The organism is Acidisphaera sp. S103, assembly GCF_009765975.1.
Taxonomy (GTDB): Bacteria; Pseudomonadota; Alphaproteobacteria; order Acetobacterales; family Acetobacteraceae; genus Rhodopila.
Genome location: NZ_LMUJ01000059.1, coordinates 57,612 through 82,866, shown reverse-complemented (window position 1 = coordinate 82,866; position 25,255 = coordinate 57,612). Strand labels below are relative to the sequence as shown.

The following is a 25,255-nucleotide window of genomic DNA, read 5'->3' as shown; positions in this document are numbered from 1 at the left end:
GACCGTGCTGACCGTCAGATTTGTACTTTGCTGTGCCACCAGCCTGCTGGCGATCGAGGGATCGGCCGAGGCACAGACCTCAGCGGTTCCAGTTACTCACTTCCTGGCCTCGCTCGGTGTTAATACGCATGTGGCTCAGGGATACGACTATGAGAAGTACATTCCCGCACTGAAATACCTGGGGGTGAAAGCCGTCCGGGATTCCACGGGAAATGTCCCGAACCTCGTGGCATTGCACCAGAAGACGGGTGTCCTGATCGATATCTTCAATGCGGGAGATCTCCCGGGGCTGCTTCGTGCGGGCCGCACATTGGCTGCCGCCAAGGGTCTACTGAGCTTCGAGGGAGCCAACGAGCCCAATAACTTTCCGATCACCTATGACGGCGAGACCGGTGGGGGCGCCGGGTCGTGGATGCCGGTGGCCAACTTCCAGCGGGACCTTTATTCCAGCGTGAAGGGTGACGCTGCCTTGAAGGATTATCCGATTTTCGACGTATCGGAAGGTGGCGCCGAGGTCGATAACGTCGGCATGCAATGGCTTACGATCCCAGCCGGATCCGAAACCATGATGCCAACCGGCACAGCGTATGCCGATTATGCCAACGTACATAACTATGTCATCGGAACTTGCAACCGATACGTGGACAATCAGGCTTGGCAAGCTGCGGCCCCGACAGCCATCAGATGTTGGGATGGGTTGTTCGGCGAGTACGGCTACACCTGGAGGAGAGGCTTTCCAGGATACGCAGGCGGGCAATTGTCGGCTGTTCCCCGCGTGACGACTGAGACTGGGTGGGACTCGGTCTCTAATCCTGGAGGAGAGGTCGTCCAGGGCAAGGTGTTGGTCAACACGTATCTAGCCCAATACGCCCGTGGGTGGCGCTACACGTTCATCTACGAACTCGGGGACGGCGAGGGGGGAGGGGGCAATCAGGGCCTGTTTCATCGGGACTGGAGCCCGAAGCCCGCGGCTACCTATATTCACAACCTGACCTCCATCCTGGCCGATACCGGAGCCGTCGCTGCAACGCATGAGCTGGGCTACTCGATCGCCAATGCACCGGTCACGGTGCATGATCTGCTGTTGCAGAAATCCAGCGGTGCATTCGATCTGGTTGTGTGGGGTGAGCAGATTCAGGGATCGAACGACGTTGTGGTCGGTTTCGGCAGCCCGCACGCTGTGGTGAATGTGTATGACGTGACCAGTGGCACCAGGCCGGTCCGGACGTTCGCCAATGTTAACAGTGTTCCACTGACGCTCAGCGATCACGCTGTCGTGGTTGAGGTCATGCCCTAGGCGGCATGGCGCGGTAGAGCGGCCTGTCGGTCGGCACGATGCACCGTATCTGGCGCGCCTTCGGGCTGAAGCCGCACCGGCGCAGAACGATGCCGGGGGGGGGGGTCGCGCAGACCACGGGTATGGGGTGGTATCGTCCAGTGCACGTGCAGTCGCTCGATGCCCATCGATCGCGTACGCTGCTTGGCGCAAGGGCGCAACTTGTTGGAAGTGCTTGTATCGGATCATCATTTCCCTGAGGCGTTTATGCCCGCGATCGAAGCTTGCGACAGAGTCGTTTCTAACCCGTTGAAAGCCGCCCGGCAACAATTTGCTGTGCCGGTAACTGACGCATACGACTTTTATATAGTATCATTTTTATGAAAATTGTCAAAATTCGGGCTATATCAATCACGCATTATCGACCATATTCATTATGAATATTGCCACGTACCGAACACCGGCGGATGTAGCGCGACGATGTCCGATCTTGAGCCGAAACCACCGCCCTCGAACCGTGGTGGCACCGGCGGCAACCCGCGATGTGATTGCTCATCACGATTGGCCTGCCGGTCGGTCCGCGGACTCAACTGACAGGTGCCAATAGATATGTTGTCGTTGCCAACTAAACTACGCGTCCTCATCGTTGATGCCGAACCAGAAAGTCTACACATGCTGGGTCTCGCGCTCGAACCGAGTGGCTTCGTCGTGACCCGAGCAAGCCGGGGCTATGCTGCGCTCGACGCGGTACGCCGTGACGAAGCCGATCTGATTCTGCTTGATCTTGGTTTGCCCGATATCGATGGATTGCAAGTCATCAAACGGATCCGGTATGCGGGTTCGCTGCTGCCAATCATTGTGATGTCAAGTCGAAACGACGAAAGCAGCAAGGTGACCGCGCTCGACCTCGGCGCCGACGATTACGTGACCAAACCATTCGGCATCGATGAGCTTCTCGCTCGGATTCGTGTGCTGCAGCGCTATCGTGTCCAGACACCGGCGCCGGAGACGGCACTGGAAGCCGGCGGCGTGCGCATCAACCTCAACAGCCGGAGTGTGACCATACGTGGGGTGGAAACGAAACTGTCGCCGCGGGAATATGACCTGTTGCGGCTGCTAACGGCGCATGCAGGCAAGGTACTGACCCATAGTTTCATTATCCGCAACGTCTGGGGTTCCGGCAACGATATTCAGTATCTCCGGATCTATGTCTCTGCGCTGCGGCGCAAGATCGAACTGAATCCGGAACAGCCGATGCTTCTGCTGACGGAACAGGGTGTGGGTTATCGCCTCAGCCTGGCCGAACCGGAGGCGGCCGACTACGACAGGCCGCGCTTTCCGGCGCCCACTCAGGGCTTTTCGGAGATTTCCAGCTTGTAGCCAAGACCGCGGATATTGGTCAGGACAGTCGGCCGCTTGGGGTTATATTCGATACGTGCCCGCAGCGCACCGACCACACGCCGCAGGTTCTGCTGTGCGTTCGCCTGGCGTTTGCCCCAGATCCTTCGCACCACCTCGCCGTGACTCACAGGCATGCCGTCGGCGTTCAGTAGGATCAGCAGCAGTTCGAACTCCCGATTTGTGAGGTCCAGGCTGCGCTCGTTGAGCTGTACCGTCCGTGACAGCGGATCGATTGTAATCAGCCCGGCAACGGTCGGGATAGTATGGGGTTGCAGCCAAACGCCCGCTCGCACCAGCAGCCGCCTTGCCCGCGCGGCCAACTCTTCCACCAGGAACGGCTTTTCAACGCAATCGTCGGCTCCCCGGTCCAGCAGATCTCGCGTCGTTGACAGGCCGTTCGGATAAAACAGCGCGATAATCGGCGCCGCGGTTTCAGCCCTCGCTCGGATAACCAGTTCACTGCCGCTCATGTCCTCGAACTCCGCCGACATCACGATCAGATCGGGATCGGTCTGGGCGATGCGTGTGACGGTCGATACGGCGGTATGCGTGATTGTCACGATGAACCCGGCGGATCCGAACGTCCGTTGCAGCAGGCGTTGGATACCGCGGTCGGGATCGGCAATCAGGATGCGGGGGCGGCCTGGCATGGATGGGCTCGTTCGACTTAGGGTGATGTGTCGCGAGCGGCGACCTTGCCAGCCGGCCCGCCATCCGCCCTGTTCCACCACCCGCCGCCGAGGGCCTGGAACAGGCCGGCAGTGTCCGCCAGCCGGTTCGCCTCGGCTTGCACCAACGCCACCCGCGCCTGCTGAAAGGTGTTCTGCGCATTCAGCAGCGACAGGTAGGCGATCTGGCCGAGGTCGAGCTGGCGTTGCACAATGGCCAGGCTGCGCGCTGCGGCCTGCTCCGACGCAGTGGCCGCGGTCAGGGCATCGGCGTCTGCTTGCAGAGCCCGCAGGGCGTCGGCGACGTTTTGAAAGGCGGTGATCACGGTGGCCCGGTATTGCGCCGCGGCCTGGTCGAACCCGGCCTGCGCCGCGCGCTGTTTGTGCAGCAATGTGCCGCCGGCGAAGATCGGCGCGGTCAAACCACCGGCCAGGGTCCAGAAATTCGTGCCCGGCGTGAAAAGCTGTCCGGCATTATTGGCGCTGTTGCCGATGTTAGCACTTAGCGTGATCTGCGGCAGCCTGGCGGCGACGGCCTGTCCGATCTGGGCGCTGGCCGCATGCAGTGTTTCCTCCGCCGCTCGTATATCCGGCCGCTGCTGAACCAACTTGGCCGGCAGGCTGACCGGCAGGTCGGCCGGCAATGTCAGGTCATCCAGGTGGAACGTGGCGGCGATTTCCTCGCTGGGATATCGACCGGCCAGTGCCGTCAGGGCGTCGCGCTGCTGTGCCAATTGTTTGCGCAGCGGCGGCAGGGTCAGTTGGGTCTGCGCCAGCACGGCTTCCTGCGCGGCGACGTCGGCCCCGGCCGCCTGCCCGAGGTCAAGCTGGCGGCGGAGGATCGCCAGCGAGTGGGTCTCGATCTGGATCGTTTCCTCGGTCGCGGCGATCTGCCCACGCAGCGACGCTTCCTGCACCACGCCGGCCACGATGTTCGCCGACAGCGTCAGATAGGTGGCTTCAAGCTGGAACCGCTGATTTTCCGCCTGCGCGGTCAGCGATTCCACGGCACGCCGGTTGGCGCCGAACACATCCGGCACGAACGACACGTTCAGTTGCGGCGTGATAAGGCTGTAATACGGGTTGCCGCTGGCCGAGGCCGGTGACAGCGCCCCCGTCGGCGTCAGGTTGCGGCTGGCGTTCAACTCCGCCCCGATGGTCGGAAAGTAGCTGCCCCGCTGCGCGTAGACGTTTTCCCATGCCTGCCGCAGCGCCGCCTGGGCGGCCGTCAGGTTCGGATTGGTTGCGATCGCCTGGCGGATCAGCCGGTCCAACGCTTCGGAGTGGAACAGCCGCCACCACTGTCCGGGAATGTCCATACCCTCCACGAAACGCTGCGGCGTGCCGGCGGTACCGACGTCCGGCGACAGCTTCTCTCGGGTGAAGCCGGTCACCGCCGGCGCCGCGGGCGGCTTGAAGTCAGGCCCGACGGCGCACGACGCGGCCAGGACGGAAATAGCAATAACGATCGGGCGCATGGTCATTCCGCCGGCCTCAGGCTTTTGCTTTCGGGTTCTTCAAGTGTGGTGCGGCGTGAAAACACGTCGATCAGCACGGGCAGGATGATGAGGATCAATACTGGTGCCAGCATCACGCCGCCGACGACGACCAGGGCCAGCGGTCGCTGCACCTGGGATCCGATCCCGGTGGACACCGCCGCGGGCAGCAGCCCGACACAGGCCACCACGCAGGTCATCAACACCGGCCGCATCTGCACCTGGCAGGTGCGTTGTATGGCCGTGGCGCGATCCAGGCCGCCTTCGATGGCACCGTTGTAGTAGGTGAGCACGATGATCCCATCCATGGCCGCGATGCCGAACAGGGCTACGAAACCGATCGCCGCGGACACGCTGAATGCCGTGCCAGTCGCCCACAGTGCGAAGATGCCGCCGACCAGCGCCATTGGGATCACGCTCGCCGCCAGCGCCATATCCATCAGCGAACCGAAGTTCAGATACAGCAACAGGCAGATCAGCCCGATCGCCAGCGGCACCACGATTTCCAGCCGGGCGATCGCTTCCTGCAGATTGCCGAACTCACCCACCCATTCCAAGTGATAGCCGCCCGGCAGCGTAACGGCCTCGTCGACTTTCTTCTGCGCTTCCAGCACCACTGTGCCCAGATCGCGTCCACGCACGCTGAACTTGATCGGGATGTAGCGTTCCTGTCCCTCGCGATAGATGAACGACGCGCCGGAGGTCAGTTCGACCCGGGCCACGTCGGTCAGCGGGATCTGGACCACGCCGCTGCCATTCGGGTTGGGCGCGCCGATCATGATGTTGCGGATCGCCGCCAGGTTCTTGCGGTATTCGGGGGCGAGGCGGACGATAATCGGAAAATTTCGGTCCGATCCGTCCTCATAGGCGTTGCCCGCTGCCTGACCGCCGATCGCCGCCTGGATCGTCGTATTGATGTCGCCCGGCGCCAGCCCATACCGCGCCGCTCGGGCTCGATCGACGTCGATCCGCACCGTGGGCTGCCCCAGCGAGGCGAACACGCCAAGGTCGGTGATGCCTGGCACGGTCGCCATCACGTCCTTGATCTTGTTGGCGGTGCGTTCCAGCACTTCCAAGTCGCCGCCGAACAGCTTGACGGAATTCTCACCCTTCACGCCAGATGCGGCTTCCTCGACATTGTCTTCGATATACTGGGAGAAGTTGAAGTCGACGCCGGGGAATTCCTCATTGAGCCGCTGGGTCAACTGTGCGACCAGCTTGTCCTTGTCCATCCCGGCGGGCCAGGTATCGAACGGCTTCAGCGGCACGAAGAACTCAGCGTTGAAGAAGCCCGTCGCATCCGTGCCGTCGTCCGGCCGGCCATGCTGGGAAACAACGGTGATCACCTCCGGATAGCTTTTCATGATCTGCCGCATGCGGTTGACCGGGCCGTCGCCGGCTTCGAGCGAGAGCGAGGTTGGCATCGTCGCACGAATCCACAAATTGCCTTCTTCCAATTTCGGCAGGAATTCAAGACCGAGCGAGCGAACCGCGAGGCCGGCGAGGGCCAGCATCAGGATCAGCATGCCGATGGTCAGGATGCGATTGGCCAAGGCAAACCGCACGGTCGGTTCGTAGAGCCGGTGCAGGACGCGAACGACGATGGTGTCCTGTTCCGTCTCCTGGTCGCGCAGCAGCAAGGCCGACAAAGCGGGCGTCACGGTGAACGTGGCGAGCAATCCGCCGGCGATGGCATAGGCATAGGTCTTCGCCATGGGGCCGAAGATGTGGCCTTCGATCCCGCTCATGGTGAACAGCGGCACGAAGCCGGCGATGATGATCGCGGCGGAGAAGAAGATGCTTTTGTTGACCTCGGTTGCCGCATTGGCGATCACCGAGAACTTGCCGCGCAGTTCTACCGCCGCCCGTCCGCGCTGCACGGAAGGCGATCGCTGGAAACGGGTGGCCGGCGGCTGTGACAGGCGGCGGATGATGTTCTCCACCATGATCACCGTCGCATCCACCACGAGGCCGAAATCGATGGCTCCCACGGACAGCAGGTTGGCGGACTCGCCGCGCAGCAGCAGCAGGCCGATAGCGAACGCCAGGGCGAACGGAATGGTCACCGACACGATGACGGCGCTGCGCAGATTGCCGAGGAACACCCATTGCAGGATGAAGATCAGCACCATGCCTTCGACCATGTTGTGCAGCACGGTGTGCGTGGTGACGTTGATCAGGTCGGATCGGTCGTAGATCCGTTCGATATGGACGCCCGGCGGTAGGATGGAGGAATGGTTGATACTGTCGATCAACGCCTCGACCCGCTTGATGGTGGGCATGCTTTCGGCGCCGCGCCGCATCAGCACGATGCCTTGGACGATGTCGTCGTCGTTGTCCTGCCCGGCGATACCCAGGCGCGGCAGGTTCGAGACCGTGACGGTGGCGATGTCGCGCACCAGGATGGGCGAACCGTTGTTCGGAGCGACCATGGTTGCCCCGATTTCGTCCACCGTGTGGATCAGGCCGATGCCGCGTACCACCGCCGCCTGGTCGCCGAAGTTTACTGTTTGGCCGCCGACGTTCACGTTGGCGTTGTTGATCGAGGCGATGACCTGCGGAATGGTTAGCCCGTAGCCGGCCAGCTTGGCCTGATCGATGGTCACCTCGAACGACTTTGTCTTGCCGCCCCAGCCGTTGACGTCGACTACCCCGGGAACTGCCTTGAACCGGCGTTCCAGCATCCAGTCCTCGATAGTCTTCAGGTCTCGCACCGAGTAGCCGGGCGGCCCCACCACCCGGTAGCGCATGATTTCGCCGATCGGGCTGTCAGGGGAAATCTGCGGCGTTGCGCCATTCGGCAGCGGCGGTAACTGCGACAGCCGGTTGATGACCCATTGTTCGGCTTGTTCGTAGGTGAAGTCGTAGGTGAACTGCACCTTGATGTCGGACAGTCCGAACAGGGAAATCGTACGAATGGCGTTGACATGCGGGATGCCGGCCATCTGGATTTCGACCGGGATGGTCATGTATCGCTCCATCTCCTCCGCCGATTGGCCGGGGCTCTGGACGATGATGTCCACCAGGGGTGGCACCGGGTCGGGATAAGCCTCGATGTTCAAATTCATGAACGCCACGATGCCGCCGGCGAAGACGCCAAGGAGCATCACAACGACCAGAATGCGCTGGCGCAGCGCCGCGACGATGATACTGTTCACGTCATAAACCTGCTGGTGTTCAAGTCAGTCTCGTACGGCCGAACCGGCCTAGTCTCCGGATGCGGCGCGATCGATGAAAACGGCGCCCGCCGTCACGACCATCTCACCATCCCTCAGCCCATGCAGGATCTGTGCCATCCCGTCGCGCAACCGGCCCACCTGCACTGGGTGGATCGCCAGCGATTTGGTCGCGGGATCGGCCACCCACACATGCGCGGTGTCGCCCTCGTAAACCAACGCGTCTTCCGGCACCGCGGGGGTCGGCTTGTCTTCACCCGTGACGATGCGGAACGTGGCGAGCATTTCCGGCTTCAACTCACCATTAGGGTTGGTCACTTCGGCACGAACCGGCAGGCGATGCGTGGTGGGGTCGATCGAGGGGGCGACGTAGGTCAGCCGGGCATTGAATGGGTGACCCGGGAACGCCAGCACATCGACTTCGACCGGATCGCCCGTGTGCAGCCGAGGCGCATCCTCTTCCCGAGCGTTGGCGACCAGCCAGACTGTTGACAGATCGCCGATTAGGTAGACAGGACTTGATGCACCGGATGACGCGCTGACGATATTCTGCCCAAGACCAATCTGACGTTGCGTGACGGTGCCGCCGATCGGTGCCCTGACGAAACTGTCGGCGTTGAGTTTCAGAAGATCCGGCGTGGTTTCGATCGCGTCGATGTCGCTGTCGCTCTTGCCAAGGATGCGCAGCCGGTTGCGGACCGCGGCAAGGGCGATCGATGTGCCAGCCAGGCTTCCTTGGGCGTTGGCCAGATCCACCTGGCTTTGCTGCCAGTCCTTCAAGGCCGCGCCCTGCGCCTGAAACAGAGCGTGCTGCCGCTTTTCATTGGTTTGCGCCAGGTTGAGCTGTGCCTTGCTGGTACGCAGCGCCGCCATCGCGGTGATCAGATCGTTCTGACCCTGCGCCAGTTCACTGGCCTGGATGGCAAACAGCGGATCGCCACGGGCCACGGTATCCCCGGGCCGAGCGATGAGCTTGGTGACGCGGCCGGAGAATGGCGAGAACACGGGCGTCACCAGATCGTCGTCGATGGTTATTTTGCCATCCGTAGTGGTGGCGTCCTGAAACGCCCGAACAGCGACACGTTGCAATTTCAAGGTCGCCCATTGCCGGTCGGTCAGTTTGAACGACTGGTCGTTGCCGGCCGGTTGATCGGCCTCGACCACCGGCTTTGCCACTTGCACGCCAAACACCGCGTGGGTCGCGACGAACCCGCCGATCAGCAGACCGGCGACGACCAGCAAGGCACCGACCTGCGCCGTCCGGGACAGGCCAGGCACGGGTGCGGCCGGTGTGGTGTCGGGACGCTGCAGGTCGGCAATGGGTTCCTGTTGATCCATGGCATCCTTCTCGTATTTATCGAACTGTTCGACTACGAATTGTCTTGTATCTTGCCCGGTCGGGAAGAGCGGCGGGCCAAAGACAACGGCCCGCCGGTTCCGCGTTCAGAAGTGCCAGATGACGTCGCCGGCACCGATCAGGGTGAAGTTCCTGGTGCCGCCGTTGAAGGCATTGGCACCGTTCGAGTGGTAGTATCCGATTTCCGGCCGCACCTCGACCTGCGGCGAGTACCAATGCTGCCAGCCGACCGTGAACTCATAGTAGGTCGCGGCCGTACCCGTGCGCTGGCCCTGCGGATCGTAATAGATTTCAGGCCGGAACGAGAAATTGTCCCGCGGTTCGGGCGAGTAGTTGATGTAGGTTACCGCGCCGATCGCATACGCATCGCAGCGCAGCGTGTTCGGGTTGGAGCAGTGGGCCATGCCGGGCTGGTTGAAGTTCAGGATGGAGAACGGCGTTGTGGTCGTGCCGGCGGCGAGCCCGCTGGCGACGGCCGGATTGTTGAGGTTCGGCACACCGTCTTCATACTCGTAGTATGATTCCATCGAGATGTGCCAATGGTCGTTGAATTTATGATAGTACGTCGCGCCGTACCACTGAAGGTTGTTATACCCCCACTGTCCGTTGTTGATGCCGTTCATGCATGGCTGGAAATTGTCGTTGCCGTTGTTCCAGTCGAAACGGGCGCAGGCGGTGAATGACGGCTGCGCGCCAGGGTCTTTTAGCAGACGGGTGCCGGGATTCAGCAGGTTCTGCGGGCCGGGCGAGGGATTGAGGATGGTTTGCCCCACATTCGTGACCGTGGCTTCGGTGCCGATATTGAAGCCGAGTTGCAGAATGATGTGGGGGGTCACCGCCAGCGAGGCCTGCAGGCCCTCGTTAGTGTAGTTGTCGAATGCATACGTCAAGGAGTGCGTATACATGTAGTTGTTGGGCGCGAGCTGTGCCTCGATGTCCGGCAGAGAGATGTAGCGGCCGAGGCGCAACATCAGGCCTTCCGCGACCTGCGGGATATACAACTCGCCGTAGATCATCGGGAAATCGTAGCCATTCTGCTGGTTATTCTTCAGCAGCTGATAACTTGCGAGGCCATAGGAGGTCGTGTAGCGGTAGTTCTCGCCGTAGATCGCCGAGAGCCGGAAACCCCAGTCGATATGATCCGACTGGATCGTGTCCGGCGTGCGTTCAAGGTAGACTACCGCCTGGTCGAGTTGCACGGTGTTCGGATCGTATGCGTAAGCGACCGGCGCATTGCCGCCCTTCCGGACGGTGTTGCTGCTGACATTGAAGCCGGGATCGACCCAGCCATAAAGCTGGATGCCGGTGTCCTGCATCCATTTGCCGACATCAGTGTTGGCGATGGCCACCATCAACGGGCTGTCGACCGAACCGGTACGATTTCCCCCCAACGCGGTGGTGCCGCCATAGGGCCAGTCGGTGAACGGCATCGGCGGTGTCGTCTCGGGTGCGGGATCCCAGCCGGCCTTGCGGCTGGACAGTGCGTTCGGATCGGTCGGCGGGCCGGATTCACCCCATTCCAACCGATAATAGTTGTAGAATCGGTCGGCGACACTGGTACCCAGATAATTATCCATGCACGCGTAATTCTTGTACGGATCGGGGGCGCCGGTGCATGTCGCCGGCGGTGAAACCGGTGGCGTCGTGGGGGGAACTTGGGCAATCTGGATTTGCGGTACTGCCGGACCCTGCACGGGTTCAGTCTGCTGGGCATATGCCCCTTGCAACGTCATGGCGCAGCCGCCAAAGGCGGCCGCAATACCAAGTAAGGCCAATTTCATTCTCTATATCCTTTTTCTTGCGCCGGGACGTTCCGGTCCCGTGACGTAAGGCCGCGCGGCGTTATCTGGATGCCGCGCATATCCACGGACAGCGGCCGAAACGCTGGTCAAACCTTGGGAACAGCGCCCGGCGCGTGTCGCGCCCAGGTCAGCCCTTGATCTAAATACGATCGAGTTGATAGCTGTATTTACACCACCTTGTTCCATATTCGCCGGCCATAACGTGACCGTCCGAGTGGCCGTCGATGCGCGGCAGCACTTCCATATGCTTGTCCGCGGCGACGAATGAGCCGCGCAACATCGCCGAATAGGTTCCCCTTGGACCGACATCGACGATCGCATCCTGGCCGGGTCGCCAAGCGAAATGAAACTGGCTGTGTTTCACCTGGAAATCGATCGCGGTACCGGCGTCACAGCGTGCGGCGCTGGTTTCGACAAGTCTGCTCATACCTCGGTAAGTGCCGTCGAAGGGTGATGCGTCCTGGCTCGTTACCGGCAATACTGCCGCGAGGGCGGCTCCAGAAGACAATGCCATTGCCAGAAGCCAGGCAAATGGTCCGTGAGTACGTAACGTTAGTCGCATCTTTCTCTCTCCTGTCGCCTCGGGGCAATGATCATTGCGACAGCAAGACCCGTGCCAGTGAGTCGCGCGCTTTTTTGCGTCGACACACTGCCTGATCTTGCCGCCGGCATCCGGATTCCGCGGGTTCACCCTCGAAATGTCGGATTGTATGATCCCGTTCCCGTACTGGTGCCCAACATTGCACCAGGATGATCTATAAATTCGATTTCATATCGGAGGTCCGGAAGTAAAAAAGAAATATTATCGGTATATTTATCTATGTGTTTCTATATGATAATAATGCGTTATATAGATGATAGTATATAGCTCCCGTATATGGCCGATGACACCGCATCTTCGCTGGGCTGCCGATGTCCTCGAAACAGTCATTTGCACCGTCGCAACCCGGTTCTGTTGCAACTTTTCGCTGCGAGGGGTGGATACAAACCAAGCCATGGTGAAGCAGCGGCGACCGGCTGATCAGGCCTTCAAAGGGCGGCAGGTCACTGCTGAGGTGATCCTGTGGGCGGTTCGTTGGTATCTGATGTTTCCCATCAGTTATCGTGATCTCGAACTCATGTTGCGGGATCGCGGTGTCAAGGTGGAGCACCCCACCGTCTTCCGCTGGATTCAGGTCTATGCCGTTGAAGTGGAGAAGCGGATCCGACCGTACCTTTGCATGACCAACGGCAGGGTCACAGGTCGCTGCATGTACTTGTATCGAGCAGTCGACAGCCGCGGCCAGACCATCGCCGTCCTGCTCTCGGCCAAACAAAATGTCGTAACAGAACCCCGACGCTTCCGTCTGGGCGAACTTGCGCCAGTAGGCGCCTGCACCGAGCGGCTATGAACGGTCATTCGATCGCGGCGCGAAGGAGTGCCTGCCGAATAGCAAGTATTTTCTTCCGTCTTGACTGACCTTATTCTCTGCTCAGCAGCACGGGCATGGTCCAACCGAAGCGCAGCCTTCATGCGCGGAGGATCGGGATGTAGCACAGCATGACACGGCGTGGTGCATGCGGTCGAACACGACACGTCGCCTGGTCAGAAACGGGCACCATGGGCGAGCCGCTCCCGGGTCCTAATTTATAAGGAACACAACACCATGATTCGAGCTTTCAGGCTGTCTCTCGTTGCCACGGCGGGAATTTCCATCGCTGCGATCACTGCCAGCGCAGCGCCCCAGCCCGAACGGCTCCGCGGTATCGTGACCACGGTTACGGGTAACCAGGTCACAGTGCATACGGCGACCGACGACGTGTCCATGTCGGTTAGTGACGACACAAAGTATCTGACGACTGTCCACGCCGGCCTGAAAGACATCACGGCCGACAGCTATATCGGCGTGGCGGCCAAAGACGTCGGTGGCAAGCATGTGGCGCTCGACATCATTATCTTCCCGCCGGCGATGAAGGGCGCGGCGGAAGGACATTTCGGCTGGGACAGGAGCCTGACACCACCCTGGCCGGCGACACGCACACCGCCAGCAGCATGACCAACGGCAGCGTCGCCGCCGTTGCCCAAGGCGGGACCACGAACAGCTCCATGACGAACGGCAGCGACCGCGTCGGCAAGCGGTGGGGCCAAACAATTGACGATAACCTACAAGGGCGGCGAACAGAGGGTCCTTGTGCCGCCTACGGCACAGATCGTCACGATGCAATTCGGTGCCGTGTCCGATATCAAGCCCGGCGTCGGGGTATTCGTGAATGCCGCCGTGGACGGTGGCAAAACCGCCGCCGGACTGGTCATTGTCGGCACTCAGGGTGCGGTTCCGCCGATCTGACGGGGCACGACGTCGCTGTCCCAAGCCAACGCGGCCCGTGTGCTCACGACACACGGGCCGGCGCGCCCGACCCATCCCCTGCCGATCCGGATCATGCACTGGGTTGGCGCGGTATCTGTCCTCTGCATGATGCTGAGCGGCTGGGCCATCTACAATGCGTCGCCAAGCCTGCCCTTCATGTTTCCCCGCTGGATTACTCTGGGCGGTTGGCTCGCGGGTGGGATCGCATGGCACATCAGCGTTATGTGGGTGCTGTTCGTGGATGGAAGCGCCTACCTGCTGTATGGCTTCTGCAGCGGGCATTTCCGCCGGGATATCCGCCCACGCGGGCCACGTGCGGTCATCCGTGACATGTGGGGCGCGCTGACCGGCAAACTCGGCCACAGCCTCAGACATTACAATGCCGTGCAGCGCCTGCTCTACACGGGCGTTATCGTGACCATCTGTGTTGCGGTCGCGACCGGCCTGTCGATCTGGAAGCCGGTGCAACTCGGCTGGCTCACGGACCTGTTCGGTGGCTATCCCATCGCCCGCCTCATCCACCTCGCCGCGATGATCTGTATCGCGCTGTTCCTCATCGTGCATCTCACGCTGGTGGCGATTTTCCCACGCACTCTTGTCGCGATGGTCGCGAACGTGGCCGTCGAGCCCGAGGGGACAGCACGATGATCCGCCCTCACACGGAACGTCTAAAGGCGGCAGTGACGGAAGACGAGATCCAGCCTGACCTAATTCGGATCGGCCGGCGCTTCGCGCTCAAGCGTGCGCTGTCGCTCGGTGGCCTGGCGCTGTTGACCGGCTGCGATCTATTCACTCATTCCGGTGTCGACGCGGCGCTTTGGGCGATGCTGCGATTCGACGACCGCGTGCAGGCGGCGCTGTTCTCCCGCCGGCGCCTTGCACAAACCTATCCACCCAGTGCCGTAACGAAACCGTTCCGGTTCAACGCCTATTACGAGGAATGGCAGGTCCGGGGCGTGCCCGAGGATTGGCGGCTGGAAGTGTCGGGTCTTGTTGCGGACAAGGCGCCCTGGACGTTGGAAAAGCTCCGCTCGCTTCCCAACGAGATGCAGGTGACGCGGCACATTTGCATTGAGGGCTGGAGCCAGATCGGACAGTGGAGCGGTGTGCCGCTGCATGTCTTCCTGCAAAGGGTCGGTGCGGACCTCAGGGCACGCTATGTGTCCTTCAAGTGCTTTGACGGGTATTCGACCAGTGTCGACATGCCGAGCGCGTTGCATCCACAAACTATCCTGGCACTCGATTTTCTCGACCAACCGCTCGCCCCTGAATGGGGTGCTCCGGTACGCCTGCGAATACCGACCAAGCTTGGTTTCAAGAGCGCCAAGAATATCCAGGCGATCTCCGTAACCAACACATATCCAGGCGGCTTCTGGGAAGACCAGGGCTACAACTGGTTCTCGGGGTCATAGCGGATTTCCGTTCTCGAGGAGCAGGCTGCCCACATTCGACCGTAACCGCAAGCAATGCGGGCCGAGCGGTTGACGAAAGCGCCAGCCGGTTGCATTCAGGGCTGCCCAATTGACTGCCAGGCGATCGGTCGATTGGGTCCCGATGATGTGTCTCCTTGGGCCGTTCCTTGGTTCCTGTCCAACAAGCTGGCGTTCGGCGTCAACTGGTGTGGTCCATTTCTCTCTAAAGCGACTCGTTACGGTGAGGAACGTCAATGACAGCTATCATGCGTTGCCGGATCGAACGTCGGCAATCGTTCGATCCCGTTCATGGCGGAAGATTCCGCGGTCACATTCTGCGACTGCTCACCCTGGGATTAGTGATTTGCATCAGCCAACCTGGTCATGCCCAATCGCAATCCGCGCCAACCGTCACAATTGGCTCTCCGAACATGACGCCTCCCACGGTCTCGTTGGGCCAATCCCTGGAGAACTGGCTGACCCAATCGACCATGACAGGCGACTGGGGGGGTCTTCGTGCCAGACTGAGCCAGGATGGTTTCAACTTCAGGGCGTCTTATATCGGCGAATATGCCTATAATTTTTCCGGCGGCAAACGGATCGGCGGCGATTACGCCCAACAGCTCGCCATTGGAATGGACGTGGATATGGGCAAGGTGGCCGATCTGACCGGCGGCACCTTTCACGTCAGTTTCAATGTCCGGGAGGGCCGCAGCACGTCGGCCGATTTCATCGGGAACAAGATTGCCGTCCAGGAGATCTACGGCGACGGAGACAATACCCGCCTGGCCGAACTCAGTTATGATCAGTTTCTGTTCGGCAAAACCCTGAACGTGAAAGCGGGGTTCGTTGTCATGGGCGATGACTTCGCTCGGACGGCGCTCCTGTGCGACTTCGAGAATGACTCGTTCTGCGCTCATGCGAATTCGCTCCCCACCAACAGCGGATGGTCGGATTATCCCGCGGGAAAGTGGGGCGCACGTGTTCGGCTCAATCTGCCCGATGACATCTATGCAGAGACCGGGGTGTTCGAGGTGAACCCGACCTACGCCGAGCACGACAACGGGTTCAAGCTGAGCTTGCAGGGATCGACCGGGGCGCTGATCCCGGTCGAGTTCGGTAAGACCGTCAGTCTCGGCGCGGGCACTTTGCCCGGGCATTACAAAATCGGCGGTTACTACGATACGTCCGATGCGCCCGATGTCACGAACACGAAGGCCACGTTTTCTGGCCGATACGGCGGTTACGTTCTCATTGACCAGATGGTCTGGAGTTTTGAGCCTGGAACCGATCGCGGGCTGATCGTGGTGTTGGACGCGACCGTATCGGACAAGAGGACCGCACAAATGCCGACATATTATGTCGCTGCGCTGGTGGCGCAGGGTTTGTTCGCCGCCCGCCCACATGATTTCATAGCGATTGGCTACGTCCGGGATACCGTCAATAGCAATTTGATCAGCAAGGAAAATGCCCTGCTGCAGGCACAGGGCATAGAGAATCCGGCGTTGGAACTGGGCGAAAACAATGTGGAGATCGGGTACGGACTGCAGGTCACCCCTTGGATGCTACTCCACCCGAACGTGCAATATGTCGGCAATCCAAGCGCGTTCACGTTCAAGCACGTCCCGGATGCGTGGGTTTTCGGCTTTCAGACGAAGCTCGTCTTCTGATTGCATGACTGGCGGTGCGATGATTCAGGGGGGTAAATCATAAGAAGACGACGAAACACAATCCGCAGCTTAGTATTCTTTCGCCTTACCGAAGGTATACCTTTGCAAGAGATCCGCGCCTTTCAGTCATGCCAGGCAATCGGCAAGATCGAGTCGGAGATGCCGGGCGCCGGTCTTTGATCCAGGCCACTTCTATCGAGTTAATTCCGGATTTGCGTTAAGCTGTCGGTCACCGACCAAGGGAAGTCCAAGATGAAACTGTATTATGGCTGGGTGATTGTCGCCGTGGGCGTGGTCGTCGGCTGCGTCGGGATGGGCGGCCTGATGTCGTTCGGCGTTTTCCTGCTGCCGATGGCCGACTCCCTTGGCTGGTCACGCGCGGAAATTTCGACCGGTTCGACCCTCGCCTTCCTTTCGATGGGTATCGGCGGGTTTCTCTGGGGCCGACTATACGATCGGTACGGCGCTCGGGTCGTCGTCCTGTTCGGTGGACTATTGCAAGGCCTTGGCCTCGTGCTGGCGAGCCAGGCCCAAAGCCTTCCTTGGTTTTTGGCGGCTTACGGCATGGTCGCCGGCCTCGCTGTAGGGGCGGTATACGTTCCGCTGACCGCTGCCACCGCAAGCTGGTTCACCCGCCATCGCAGCTTGGCTGTCTCCCTGGTCTCGGCCGGTCTGGCGCTGGGCACAACGCTGATCGCGCCGTTCGCCCGATGGCTGATCGTCACGCATGATTGGCGCTTTGCCATGTGTGCGTTGGGCCTCATGGCCTGGGCGGTCATCGTGCCGGCCGCACTGCTACTGCGCCCTGTGGTTATTGGTGAAACCACGACCGCCATTGTGGCGGAACGGACCGACATGACGTTGGCACAGGCGCTGAGGACACCGGTGTTCTGGAGCCTGGCACTGGCAAATTTCGCCTGCTGTGCCGCCCATTCCGGACCGATCTTCCATATGGTTTCCTATGCGGCTGAGTGCGGGGTGGCGCCGCTGACAGCAGCAACGGTTCTCGGAGCAGCCGGCCTCGCGGCGCTGTCCGGCCGCATCGTCTGCGGCCTGCTGGCTGACCGCATGGGGGCGAAACACACCCTGGTCGCGTGCCTCGCGCTGCAGGCCGTGGCGATCGCACTCTACTTGCCGGCCCGCGACCTGAGCACGCTTTACGCTGTGTCTATGTTGTTCGGCTTTTCATACGGCGGGGCGATGCCGCTGTACGCGATCCTGGTGCGGGAGTATTTTCCAGCGGCAATCATGGGCAGCGTTTTCGGTGTTGTCGCCATGATCTCGACGCTGGGCATGGCGCTTGGTGCGCCGGTGGGTGGGTGGCTGTTCGACCATTTCCGCGGATACGGATGGCTGTATGTCGCGTCGTCTGCGATTGGCGTTGCCGCGGCGTTGATCGCGATGACCGTCCGTGCGCACCGCGTGCCGACGGTGGCAGTTTCGGCGGCGGTTTGAAGGCGCATGCTGTGCCGACCAATGGGTCATCGAAGGATTTGTGGAACCTTTGGATGGCGCGTCGGAATTTGGCTTTGATTGCTCATAGGCGGAACAATCGAAAGATGTAACCCGGGTTGGGCACACGCTGCGGCCGGATCCCCTAACGGGCATTTTTTACAAATCGTGTGGTGAGGCCATGAACGCTCGCTTCCTCGCGATGATCGGCCCGATCCCGTCGAGGCCTACTTTGGTACCGCGTGCCTGTATGCCGGCCTCGCCCAGGGCGAGACGATGAACGCATCGCTGAAGGACTCCGTCCCCTTCTTGCGCAAGATACTGGCCGGGGAACCGATCAAACCCCTCTGCGAACCGATGACGGAATAAACCTACAGCGCCACCGTCAGCGCATCATACTCGTACAGCCAGTCGTAACGCTGCCGGACCTTCTCCGGCTGGAACTCCCGCTCCACATACGCCGCGGCCCCCTCGGCATTCCCCAGCGCCGGATTATGGAACCGCTTGGTATTGTCCGACGACCCGCGCACGATCGCCGCCGTGCGCTGCAACCGAGCATTCTCATACCGGCGCAACGCCTTTGCCGGGCTGTCGCACAGGTCCAGGCAACGCGCGATCACCACTGCGTCCTCCAGCGCCATGTTGGCCCCCTGCGCCAGGAACGGCAGCGTCGGATGCGCCGCGTCGCCCATGACGCAGGCCCGTCCCTGAGCGTAATGATTCAGCGGTTCCCGCCCCAGCAGTGCCCATTTGTAGGGGGTATCGATATTGCGGATGATCGTCTTCACATCCTCATGCCAGTTCGCCAGGTCGCGCAGGCATTCCTCACGGCTGCCTGGCTCGTTCCACGATTCCACTCGCCAGTCGTCGCGTTCCACCACGCCGACAAAGTTCAGAATCTCGCCGCGCCGCAGCGGATAGGTGACGACATGGCCGCCCACCCCCATCCAGTTGGCGCCGACCAGCCGGCGCTGATGCGGCGGCAGGCGCTCCATCGGCACCAGCCCGCGCCACGCCATGATACCGGTGAACCGCGCGGCGCCGGGGCCGAACATCTGCTGGCGCACGCGGGAGTGAACACCGTCCGCGCCGATCAGCAGATCGCCGGAGACTGCCTCACCGCTGGCCAAATGCAGGGTCACTGCATCCTCGGCCTGCGAGAACCCCACGCAGCCATTCCCTGCTCGGACCGCCTCAGGGCTGGCGGCCCGAACCGCATCCAGCAGCACTTTGTGGAAATCGCCCCGATGCACCATCCAGTACGGCGCGCCGAACCGCTCGACCGAGGTTTCCCCGAGGTCGAATGTCCGCCAGCTTTGGCCGGTTGTTCCGAGACGCATTTCCTTGCTGGTAGCGGCGCAAACAACCTGCTGCATCGCCGCCTCCAGCCCCAAAGCGATCAGGACGCGAGTCCCATTGGCGCCAAGCTGCACGCCGGCGCCGACTTCCCGCAATTCGTTGGCCTGCTCGAACACCCGCACCCGATGACCACGCTGGATCAGCGCCAGCGCGGCGGTCAACCCACCCAGGCCTGCCCCGGCGATCAGAATGTCAGCCATTGGTTTCCCCCTGCTTTCCGCCGTTCAACCACCACCGCCGCTTGACGCCAAGCATCCGATCGCGGCCACCACCGAATCGACAAGCTCATCCACCTGCGCAACGGAATCCAGCCGCAGCACCGGCGCGGGCTGATCGGCCAGCCACGCCTCGTGCGTCACCAGACCGCGCCGCGACGACCCGGCGGTATCGTAAGCATCCGCCCACGCAAAGAATGACGCGCTGATCGCCGCCATATCGCCACCCGGCAGGATCCGGTCGCCAAACCGAGCCGCTTCCCGCCGCCGCAACCGAACCATGCGCAGCGCCGGATCGAGCCGCAGGAACACCACCAGGTCGTAATGCGCCTCCAACGGTGCTGCCCACTTGGTCGCCGCGCCGGAAAACACCCAGCGCCCGTCGACAGGAAGCGTGCGCAGCAACAGCGCCTGCCGGTCAGCCGCCGCCCGAGGCGTGGTGTAAGGCGGATCGGTCGGCATCCAGTAAAGACTGTCGGCATCCGTATGCGGCACACGCAGCCGCCGGGCGAGGGCGGTACCAAGCGTCGATGTGCCGGAGCCAGAGGCTCCCAGGATATGGATCCGGGGCATGTAACGCGGGAGTAGCGTGGTTTCGGGCAGTCGGGAAGCCGTAACACTTGCCCTGGGCGTGGCGGAACGCCCTCAGCGGCAAGCTGCTGCGCGAACTGAACGCGGCGTTGCGGGAGGCCGACGAACACGACCCCGTCCATTGCGTCGTCCCGCGCGGCGCCGGAGTGTATCCGTGGAGGCCATGATGCCTCCGGCCGCGTCTTTCCTACGGTCTGGATTCAACCAGGAAACGGGCTCTCCGGATTTTTCTGCGTGGCGGTCTGCAGCCGGGCACCCGCGTCGCCGGTGACCGCGAACGGCGCCCAGAAGAACGGATGTGCAATGGCGGCGGGCATACCGTGGCCGGCGGCGTTCAGCATACTCAGTTCAGACTGTTGCAGCGCCACGGCCAGACCGGCTTGTGGCGCCGTTTGCAGCCGATGCAACGTGTCCACCACAAGGTAAGCCGCCGCCTGGTCGTTCACCGACCAGTGTGTCACCAGCAAGGCGCGGGCTCCGGCATAGAAGAACGCCCGAGCCAAACCGGACAGGCTCTCACCGGCGGTTGATCCGCCCGGCCCACCGGAGTTACAGGCCGACAGGATCACCAGATCGGCATCCAGATTTAGGCTGACGATGTCGCTGGTGGTCAGAAGCGCACCCGTGGCGTTCACCGCACCCGTCGGCGCAGACGTCACGATCGCCGGCTCATCCTGGCAGCGCAGTTCGGCGGGTAGCAGGGCGTGGGTGGCAAAGTGCAGGATGCGGTACCGTTTCAGATCGGTGCGCTGCACGGCGGCGGCGGTGAATGCCGAACCGATAAGCTGGTCCGACGCGTTGCCGCCGACGATCGCCCGCGCTGCGTCGAGTTCGCGCTGTGCCGAGGGCAACGGCGGCAATGAGGCGAACAGCGCCGCGCTGTCATGGCAAGCGGCGGTCGGGAATGTGGCTTCGGCCTGCCGCAAGGTCACGGGATGGAAGTTGCCGAAGCCGAACCACGCCCTCGGCGCGTGAGACACGCCAGCCTTGCGTAGCGCGACGAAATTGGCTGCGGACGGCACATGGGCGACGGCCACTTGCCGGATCAACCATGGCGCCGCCGCGAGGTTGGACGGGTCGGCGGGGCCGGTCAGAAGCACGCCAAACGGCAAGGACAGCAGGGCGCCTGATGGAGCCACCACCAAACTCTTGGTGCCCGCGAGCTCCGGCGCCACCGAACGCAACGTGTCGTCGTAGATCTTCTGCGCGGTCGCGATATCGAACACGGGCACCCCCGCGCTGGTCTCCTCGATACTGGCGCGCAGGCGGACAACCAGGGCGGTGATGGCAGCCGCATCAGCGTGGATCGGCGCCGCGGTGATCTGGCCGTTGCGTAGCAAGAACGTCCAGCCGCCGTCGTGGGTGAGCACGATGGCGGCGAACGCCTCATCCGGCCGCAGGAACTTCAGCACGTCGCTCGCCGGAACGACCTCCTGGACCAACTGGCCATAGTTCGGCGCCGCTGCCTGCAACGCCGCGTCGGCGTCTGCCAGATCGGCCTGTGCCGAGGCGATTGCCTTGTCGAGGTCCGCCGGCGGGATGGCGCTTGCCGCGGGAGGCGCGGCATCCGGCGAATTGCGATGCGCGAGATCATCGCGCTGGCGATTCAGCCCGGTCAATTTGTCAGCGGCGTCCTGGCGCCGGCGAATAGCCGCAGCAACCTTGGGATCCCGCGCATTTGCGGCCAACCTGGCCGCGGCCTCGCCAATTTCGCGGCTGGTGATGCTGCCCTGCGCCAGTTCAGCGGTCTCGAACATGTCCCGCAGCAAACCCTGCTGCGCCGCCGGATCTTTGTTGGCGGCCAGCGCATAGGATGCGAGGCACGGTTCGAGTAAGGCCGAGTCGGTACCAGACCGGAGTTCCCGCAGCAGCGTCGCCGCGCCACGACACAGGGCGATTGCCCTGTCGGTGTCGCCGTGCGCGGCGTACTCCCGAGCCTGCAACAGTGCTGTCTCGGCGACCGGCCTTGTCTGTGGGAGTACATCGGAAAAATTCTGCTGCGATCGCGCCAACGCCGCGGTCGCACCTGTTTCGCCAGACGCCGCATCGATATTGCCCGCGGTGCGGATCAGCCGGGCGGCCACCAACGGGACAAGCAAACTGTTCGTTCTGGCCAGTGTTTCAGCCGAGTCTATCGCAGCTTGACCCTCGGCTGGACGCCCGAGGAGACGCAGGACGATCGCCTTGTAGCGGCGAACCTCGATCAGTCCCATCAACGAGGATTGGGCGGTGGGGTCCACCATCAGTTGCGCATCGGTCACGGGCGCGACAGCCTGCGCCTGGGTCTCGTTACTGGCGAAGCCCGCCGCGGGGCTGGATGCGCCGCTGAGACTGCCGGCCGGGACCAGAGATGCGTATCCCACATCCGCTCGATCCAACAGCGTCAATGCTTGCGCGTTCCGACCTTGGTTGAGGTCGTTCAGTGCCTCATAGTGCCACAGGCGGGCCGGGGCGGCCTTGTCGGTGGCCCTCGATACGAGCGGCTCTGCACGCCGAAACAATGCATCGGCCTCGGCGAAGCGCTGCTGGTCGGAGAGCTGCAGCGCCAGGCTCATCATTGCATCGACCGTGTCTGGATTGGCGTCGCCAAGCGCCTTCTGCTGCAAAGCCAAGGCCGCTCGGTATGCGGTTTCGGCGGCTGCGAAATTCTCGGCCAGATTGTTCCGCGCGCCCAGGGCCATCAGCTTCTCGTAATCGCCGACATCGCTGGCACTGAAGGCATGGGCGGCAAGTTGCCGGGTGAGCAACGCATCCATTGCAGACCGTTGCAGTGAGGTGACATTGCCCGTCACGCGTCCGGACTGCACACCGATCGCACGCTCCATCACCGGCAATATCGGCAGGATGCCGTCGGCCAGATAGGCCTTGCCGTTAATCGCCGCGGCAAGCGCGATCTGCGGCCAACCGCCAACGCGGCGGGTGCATTGCATCACCAGCGCGGGTTCACCACCCAGGATCGTGGTCGGTACCGGGGCATCGCACGCGTAACGAAGGTCCAACGTCTCACGCCAGGGTCCGGTGGTCGCGAGGGCACGCAAAGACGCCGGGTCGCCCGACCCGGCGACGCGTACGTGCGCTGCCGGCGCCTGCCAGGTGCCACAATAAATGTCGGCGGAGTTGGCAACGCCTGACGGCAGCAGATTGCACGCATCGCCGCCGGCGTCGGTTCCAAGACTCGTCGCCCGCCCCGAGGGAGCGCCGCCGATATAGGCGCTTGGTGGCGGTCCCTCGCACGCGGCCACGACGCACAGGGCCACGCAGAATAGAGCCAACTGGGGTAACGCCAGCGCGGAAAGCAATTCGCGGACGTGCCGCCAGGTCCCGGACTTCGAGCGCATGGTCAATAGTCCTGATACGAGATGTTGGGCGGTACGACATCGGGGTCGGTCAGTTGGCCGGGCGGGGCCGGCAGAACCGGCAGTGCGACCAGCTTGAAGTTGGGCAGGGCGACCAGCGGCGCGGGTGTGCCGGGCAAGAACGAGTAGAGCGAGCCGAGAACCGATGTGTAGAGCGAAAGAGATGGTTTCTGCTGCTGCGGCGGTGTCACGATCGGTGGCGGCACCACGATCGGCGGCGGCACCACGATCGGCTGGCATATGGTGGCGCCGATGATGCAGCCATTGAGTGTGTAGTTGTTGTTGACCGCCGGCTGGATGGAGGCAAGCATCGCCGCGGTTTTGGTGGCGTTGCCCGCGACACTGCCCAAAAGTGTGGCTGCGCCGGGCTGCGTGTAGCTGAGGTCCAGCGCGTTGACGAACACGTTGCCGGCCGCGGTTCCGTTCGTCAGATTCAGGATGAGCCAGGTGGTGTTCCCCGTCAGCCCGAGCGGCGGGTCAAATTGGATATTGCCGGTGACGCTGACCTGAAGCGTGGCCGGACCGTCGATACCAAGGATTGAACTGCTGCCGACCTGGGTAAAGCCAGCGGCCTGGATGAATGTGCCGGGTCCGCCATTCGCGGGTTCCAACGACACCGTAATCGGTCCCGCCGGCCGAGCGGTCCCCCCGGTCACGATGGTCGCGCCGTCCTGAAGGGAAATCTGACTGGTTGGCGCGAGCAAGGTGATGTTCGATGCTGTCAACGAGCCCGCGATCGATAGATCGGTGCCGTTGCGTAGTGTCAGGTCTGCCGCGCTGAAATTTTGCAGCGTCGTGATTTGGTTGGCCGACGGACCGGCTCCGTTCAGGTTGGCCGTGGCCGCTGCCGTGCCGGTCAGCGTGCCGACAACCAACGAACCGGTTTCGACGATGGACCCTGTCGTGGCGACCAGGTTTGCCGTCGTGGCGCTGACCAGACCGGCGATCGCCAGGTTGGTGGCCGTCAGGCCCACCGCCGCCGCGGTGATCGTGCCGCCGACCGACAGGTCCGCGGTATCGGTGATCGTGGCGTTCGATCCGCCCGAAAGGGTGCCATTTACGCCAAGCGGCACGGTGTCATTCAGGACAAAGCTGCTGGCGGTGATGTTGCCCAGAACATTGATCGTGTTGCCGGGGTCGGTCAGCGTCCAGGCGCCGCCGGTGCCGGTGAGTGTTCCGACATTGAGCAAAGCCCCCCCTGTCTCGCTGATCCCGCCGGTGGCGTCGAGTTCCAGGTTCGTACCAAGGACGTCGAATGTGCCGGCCACGACGATCGAGCCGGCCGTGGTGGTGGGCGCGGCCGAGCCCGGCAGTGTTACCGCACCGAAACGGAGAAGCCCCGCCTGAATGGAGGAACCCTCACCCACTGTCAGCGAGTCGAGGGCCAAGCCGGTTTCCACGAACGTCCCCAGGGTCAGCGTCCCGCCTTGAGTGAAGGGCGCCAGCTCGAAGACCCCCGCGGTAATGCTGGCCTCAAGATTCACCGAGTCCGCCTGCAGCCCGACCCGGCCGGATGCGTTGATCGGACCGAAGACCGTGATGCCGCCCGGGTCCGCCGACGACAGGAAGATATTTCCGGATGGCACCGAAATCTGACCATCCACTTCCAGCGGGGACAGGTCGGTCAGCAGGAAATCGGCGGTACCCGGCGGCGTGGATGGCGTCACCGTGATGTT

The 25,255-nt window shown here is 62.3% G+C and carries 20 protein-coding genes; 10 read left to right on the top strand and 10 right to left on the bottom strand.

Going from position 1 to position 25,255, the window contains the following annotated elements:
* Positions 1 to 4 precede the first annotated feature (4 nt).
* Positions 5 to 1,297, top strand: coding sequence for a glycosyl hydrolase (locus GSQ89_RS18665; RefSeq protein WP_158927964.1), 1,293 nt, complete (start codon positions 5 to 7; stop codon positions 1,295 to 1,297).
* Between the two features lie 651 nt (positions 1,298 to 1,948).
* Entirely contained in the window at positions 1,949 to 2,656 is a 708-nt protein-coding gene (locus GSQ89_RS18660; protein ID WP_254073273.1) for a response regulator, read from the top strand.
* Here the strand turns inward: GSQ89_RS18660 and GSQ89_RS18655 are convergent.
* The 6 genes from GSQ89_RS18655 to GSQ89_RS18630 all read right to left on the bottom strand — a co-directional run bounded on the left by GSQ89_RS18655 (position 2,626) and on the right by GSQ89_RS18630 (position 11,738).
* Positions 2,626 to 3,327 carry a response regulator transcription factor gene (locus GSQ89_RS18655; protein ID WP_158927960.1) on the bottom strand — a complete coding sequence of 234 codons (702 nt, stop codon included), beginning with the start codon at positions 3,325 to 3,327 and terminating at the stop codon, positions 2,626 to 2,628. The genes GSQ89_RS18660 and GSQ89_RS18655 overlap by 31 nt on opposite strands.
* Before the next feature lie 17 nt (positions 3,328 to 3,344).
* The gene (locus tag GSQ89_RS18650) at positions 3,345 to 4,823 is read right to left on the bottom strand and encodes an efflux transporter outer membrane subunit (RefSeq protein WP_254073272.1); all 1,479 of its coding nucleotides are present in this window, start codon (positions 4,821 to 4,823) and stop codon (positions 3,345 to 3,347) included.
* Between the two features lie 2 nt (positions 4,824 to 4,825).
* On the bottom strand, positions 4,826 to 7,999 hold the full coding sequence (locus tag GSQ89_RS18645; RefSeq protein ID WP_158927956.1) for an efflux RND transporter permease subunit: 3,174 nt from the start codon (positions 7,997 to 7,999) through the stop codon (positions 4,826 to 4,828).
* 48 nt (positions 8,000 to 8,047) lie between these two features.
* Positions 8,048 to 9,355 (bottom strand): efflux RND transporter periplasmic adaptor subunit, encoded by a 1,308-nt coding sequence (locus GSQ89_RS18640; protein WP_158927954.1) that lies wholly within the window; start codon positions 9,353 to 9,355, stop codon positions 8,048 to 8,050.
* 105 nt (positions 9,356 to 9,460) lie between these two features.
* Entirely contained in the window at positions 9,461 to 11,155 is a 1,695-nt protein-coding gene (locus GSQ89_RS18635) for an outer membrane beta-barrel protein (protein ID WP_216856263.1), read from the bottom strand.
* A 160-nt stretch (positions 11,156 to 11,315) separates the two neighbouring features.
* A complete protein-coding gene (locus GSQ89_RS18630; protein WP_216856262.1) occupies positions 11,316 to 11,738 on the bottom strand; it encodes a hypothetical protein in 423 nt (140 codons plus the stop codon).
* A 433-nt stretch (positions 11,739 to 12,171) separates the two neighbouring features.
* Here GSQ89_RS18630 and GSQ89_RS18625 point away from each other — a divergent pair, with 433 nt between their 5' ends.
* The 7 genes from GSQ89_RS18625 to GSQ89_RS18600 all read left to right on the top strand — a co-directional run bounded on the left by GSQ89_RS18625 (position 12,172) and on the right by GSQ89_RS18600 (position 18,061).
* Positions 12,172 to 12,567: a hypothetical protein gene (locus GSQ89_RS18625; RefSeq protein ID WP_158927950.1), complete on the top strand. Its 396-nt coding sequence runs from the start codon at positions 12,172 to 12,174 to the stop codon at positions 12,565 to 12,567.
* A 255-nt stretch (positions 12,568 to 12,822) separates the two neighbouring features.
* Positions 12,823 to 13,212 (top strand): hypothetical protein, encoded by a 390-nt coding sequence (locus GSQ89_RS38570; protein WP_216856261.1) that lies wholly within the window; start codon positions 12,823 to 12,825, stop codon positions 13,210 to 13,212.
* A gap of 96 nt (positions 13,213 to 13,308) precedes the next feature.
* Complete coding sequence (locus GSQ89_RS38565; protein ID WP_216856260.1) at positions 13,309 to 13,503, top strand: hypothetical protein; 195 nt, start codon at positions 13,309 to 13,311, stop codon at positions 13,501 to 13,503.
* A gap of 39 nt (positions 13,504 to 13,542) precedes the next feature.
* Complete coding sequence (locus tag GSQ89_RS18615; protein ID WP_256367334.1) at positions 13,543 to 14,172, top strand: cytochrome b/b6 domain-containing protein; 630 nt, start codon at positions 13,543 to 13,545, stop codon at positions 14,170 to 14,172.
* On the top strand, positions 14,169 to 14,936 hold the full coding sequence (locus tag GSQ89_RS18610; protein WP_158927948.1) for a molybdopterin-dependent oxidoreductase: 768 nt from the start codon (positions 14,169 to 14,171) through the stop codon (positions 14,934 to 14,936). Before GSQ89_RS18615 ends, GSQ89_RS18610 begins: the two co-directional genes overlap by 4 nt.
* Before the next feature lie 266 nt (positions 14,937 to 15,202).
* On the top strand, positions 15,203 to 16,606 hold the full coding sequence (locus tag GSQ89_RS18605) for a carbohydrate porin (RefSeq protein WP_158927946.1): 1,404 nt from the start codon (positions 15,203 to 15,205) through the stop codon (positions 16,604 to 16,606).
* Positions 16,607 to 16,858: 252 nt separating this feature from the next.
* Entirely contained in the window at positions 16,859 to 18,061 is a 1,203-nt protein-coding gene (locus GSQ89_RS18600; RefSeq protein WP_158927944.1) for an MFS transporter, read from the top strand.
* 368 nt (positions 18,062 to 18,429) lie between these two features.
* Here the strand turns inward: GSQ89_RS18600 and GSQ89_RS18595 are convergent, their stop codons facing one another.
* Together GSQ89_RS18595 and GSQ89_RS18590 are read right to left on the bottom strand one after the other, a co-directional pair.
* Positions 18,430 to 19,617 (bottom strand): FAD-dependent monooxygenase, encoded by a 1,188-nt coding sequence (locus tag GSQ89_RS18595; protein WP_158927942.1) that lies wholly within the window; start codon positions 19,615 to 19,617, stop codon positions 18,430 to 18,432.
* A 24-nt stretch (positions 19,618 to 19,641) separates the two neighbouring features.
* Complete coding sequence (locus GSQ89_RS18590) at positions 19,642 to 20,205, bottom strand: AAA family ATPase (RefSeq protein ID WP_158927940.1); 564 nt, start codon at positions 20,203 to 20,205, stop codon at positions 19,642 to 19,644.
* A 47-nt stretch (positions 20,206 to 20,252) separates the two neighbouring features.
* Here GSQ89_RS18590 and GSQ89_RS18585 point away from each other — a divergent pair, with 47 nt between their 5' ends.
* Positions 20,253 to 20,390 (top strand): hypothetical protein, encoded by a 138-nt coding sequence (locus GSQ89_RS18585; protein WP_158927938.1) that lies wholly within the window; start codon positions 20,253 to 20,255, stop codon positions 20,388 to 20,390.
* 33 nt (positions 20,391 to 20,423) lie between these two features.
* On the opposite strand, the gene GSQ89_RS18580 is transcribed toward GSQ89_RS18585, so the two are convergent.
* On the bottom strand, positions 20,424 to 23,561 hold the full coding sequence (locus tag GSQ89_RS18580) for a CHAT domain-containing protein (protein WP_158927936.1): 3,138 nt from the start codon (positions 23,559 to 23,561) through the stop codon (positions 20,424 to 20,426).
* A gap of 2 nt (positions 23,562 to 23,563) precedes the next feature.
* Positions 23,564 to 25,255 (bottom strand): hypothetical protein (locus GSQ89_RS18575; RefSeq protein WP_158927934.1); only part of this gene is annotated, 1,692 nt, incomplete at its 5' end.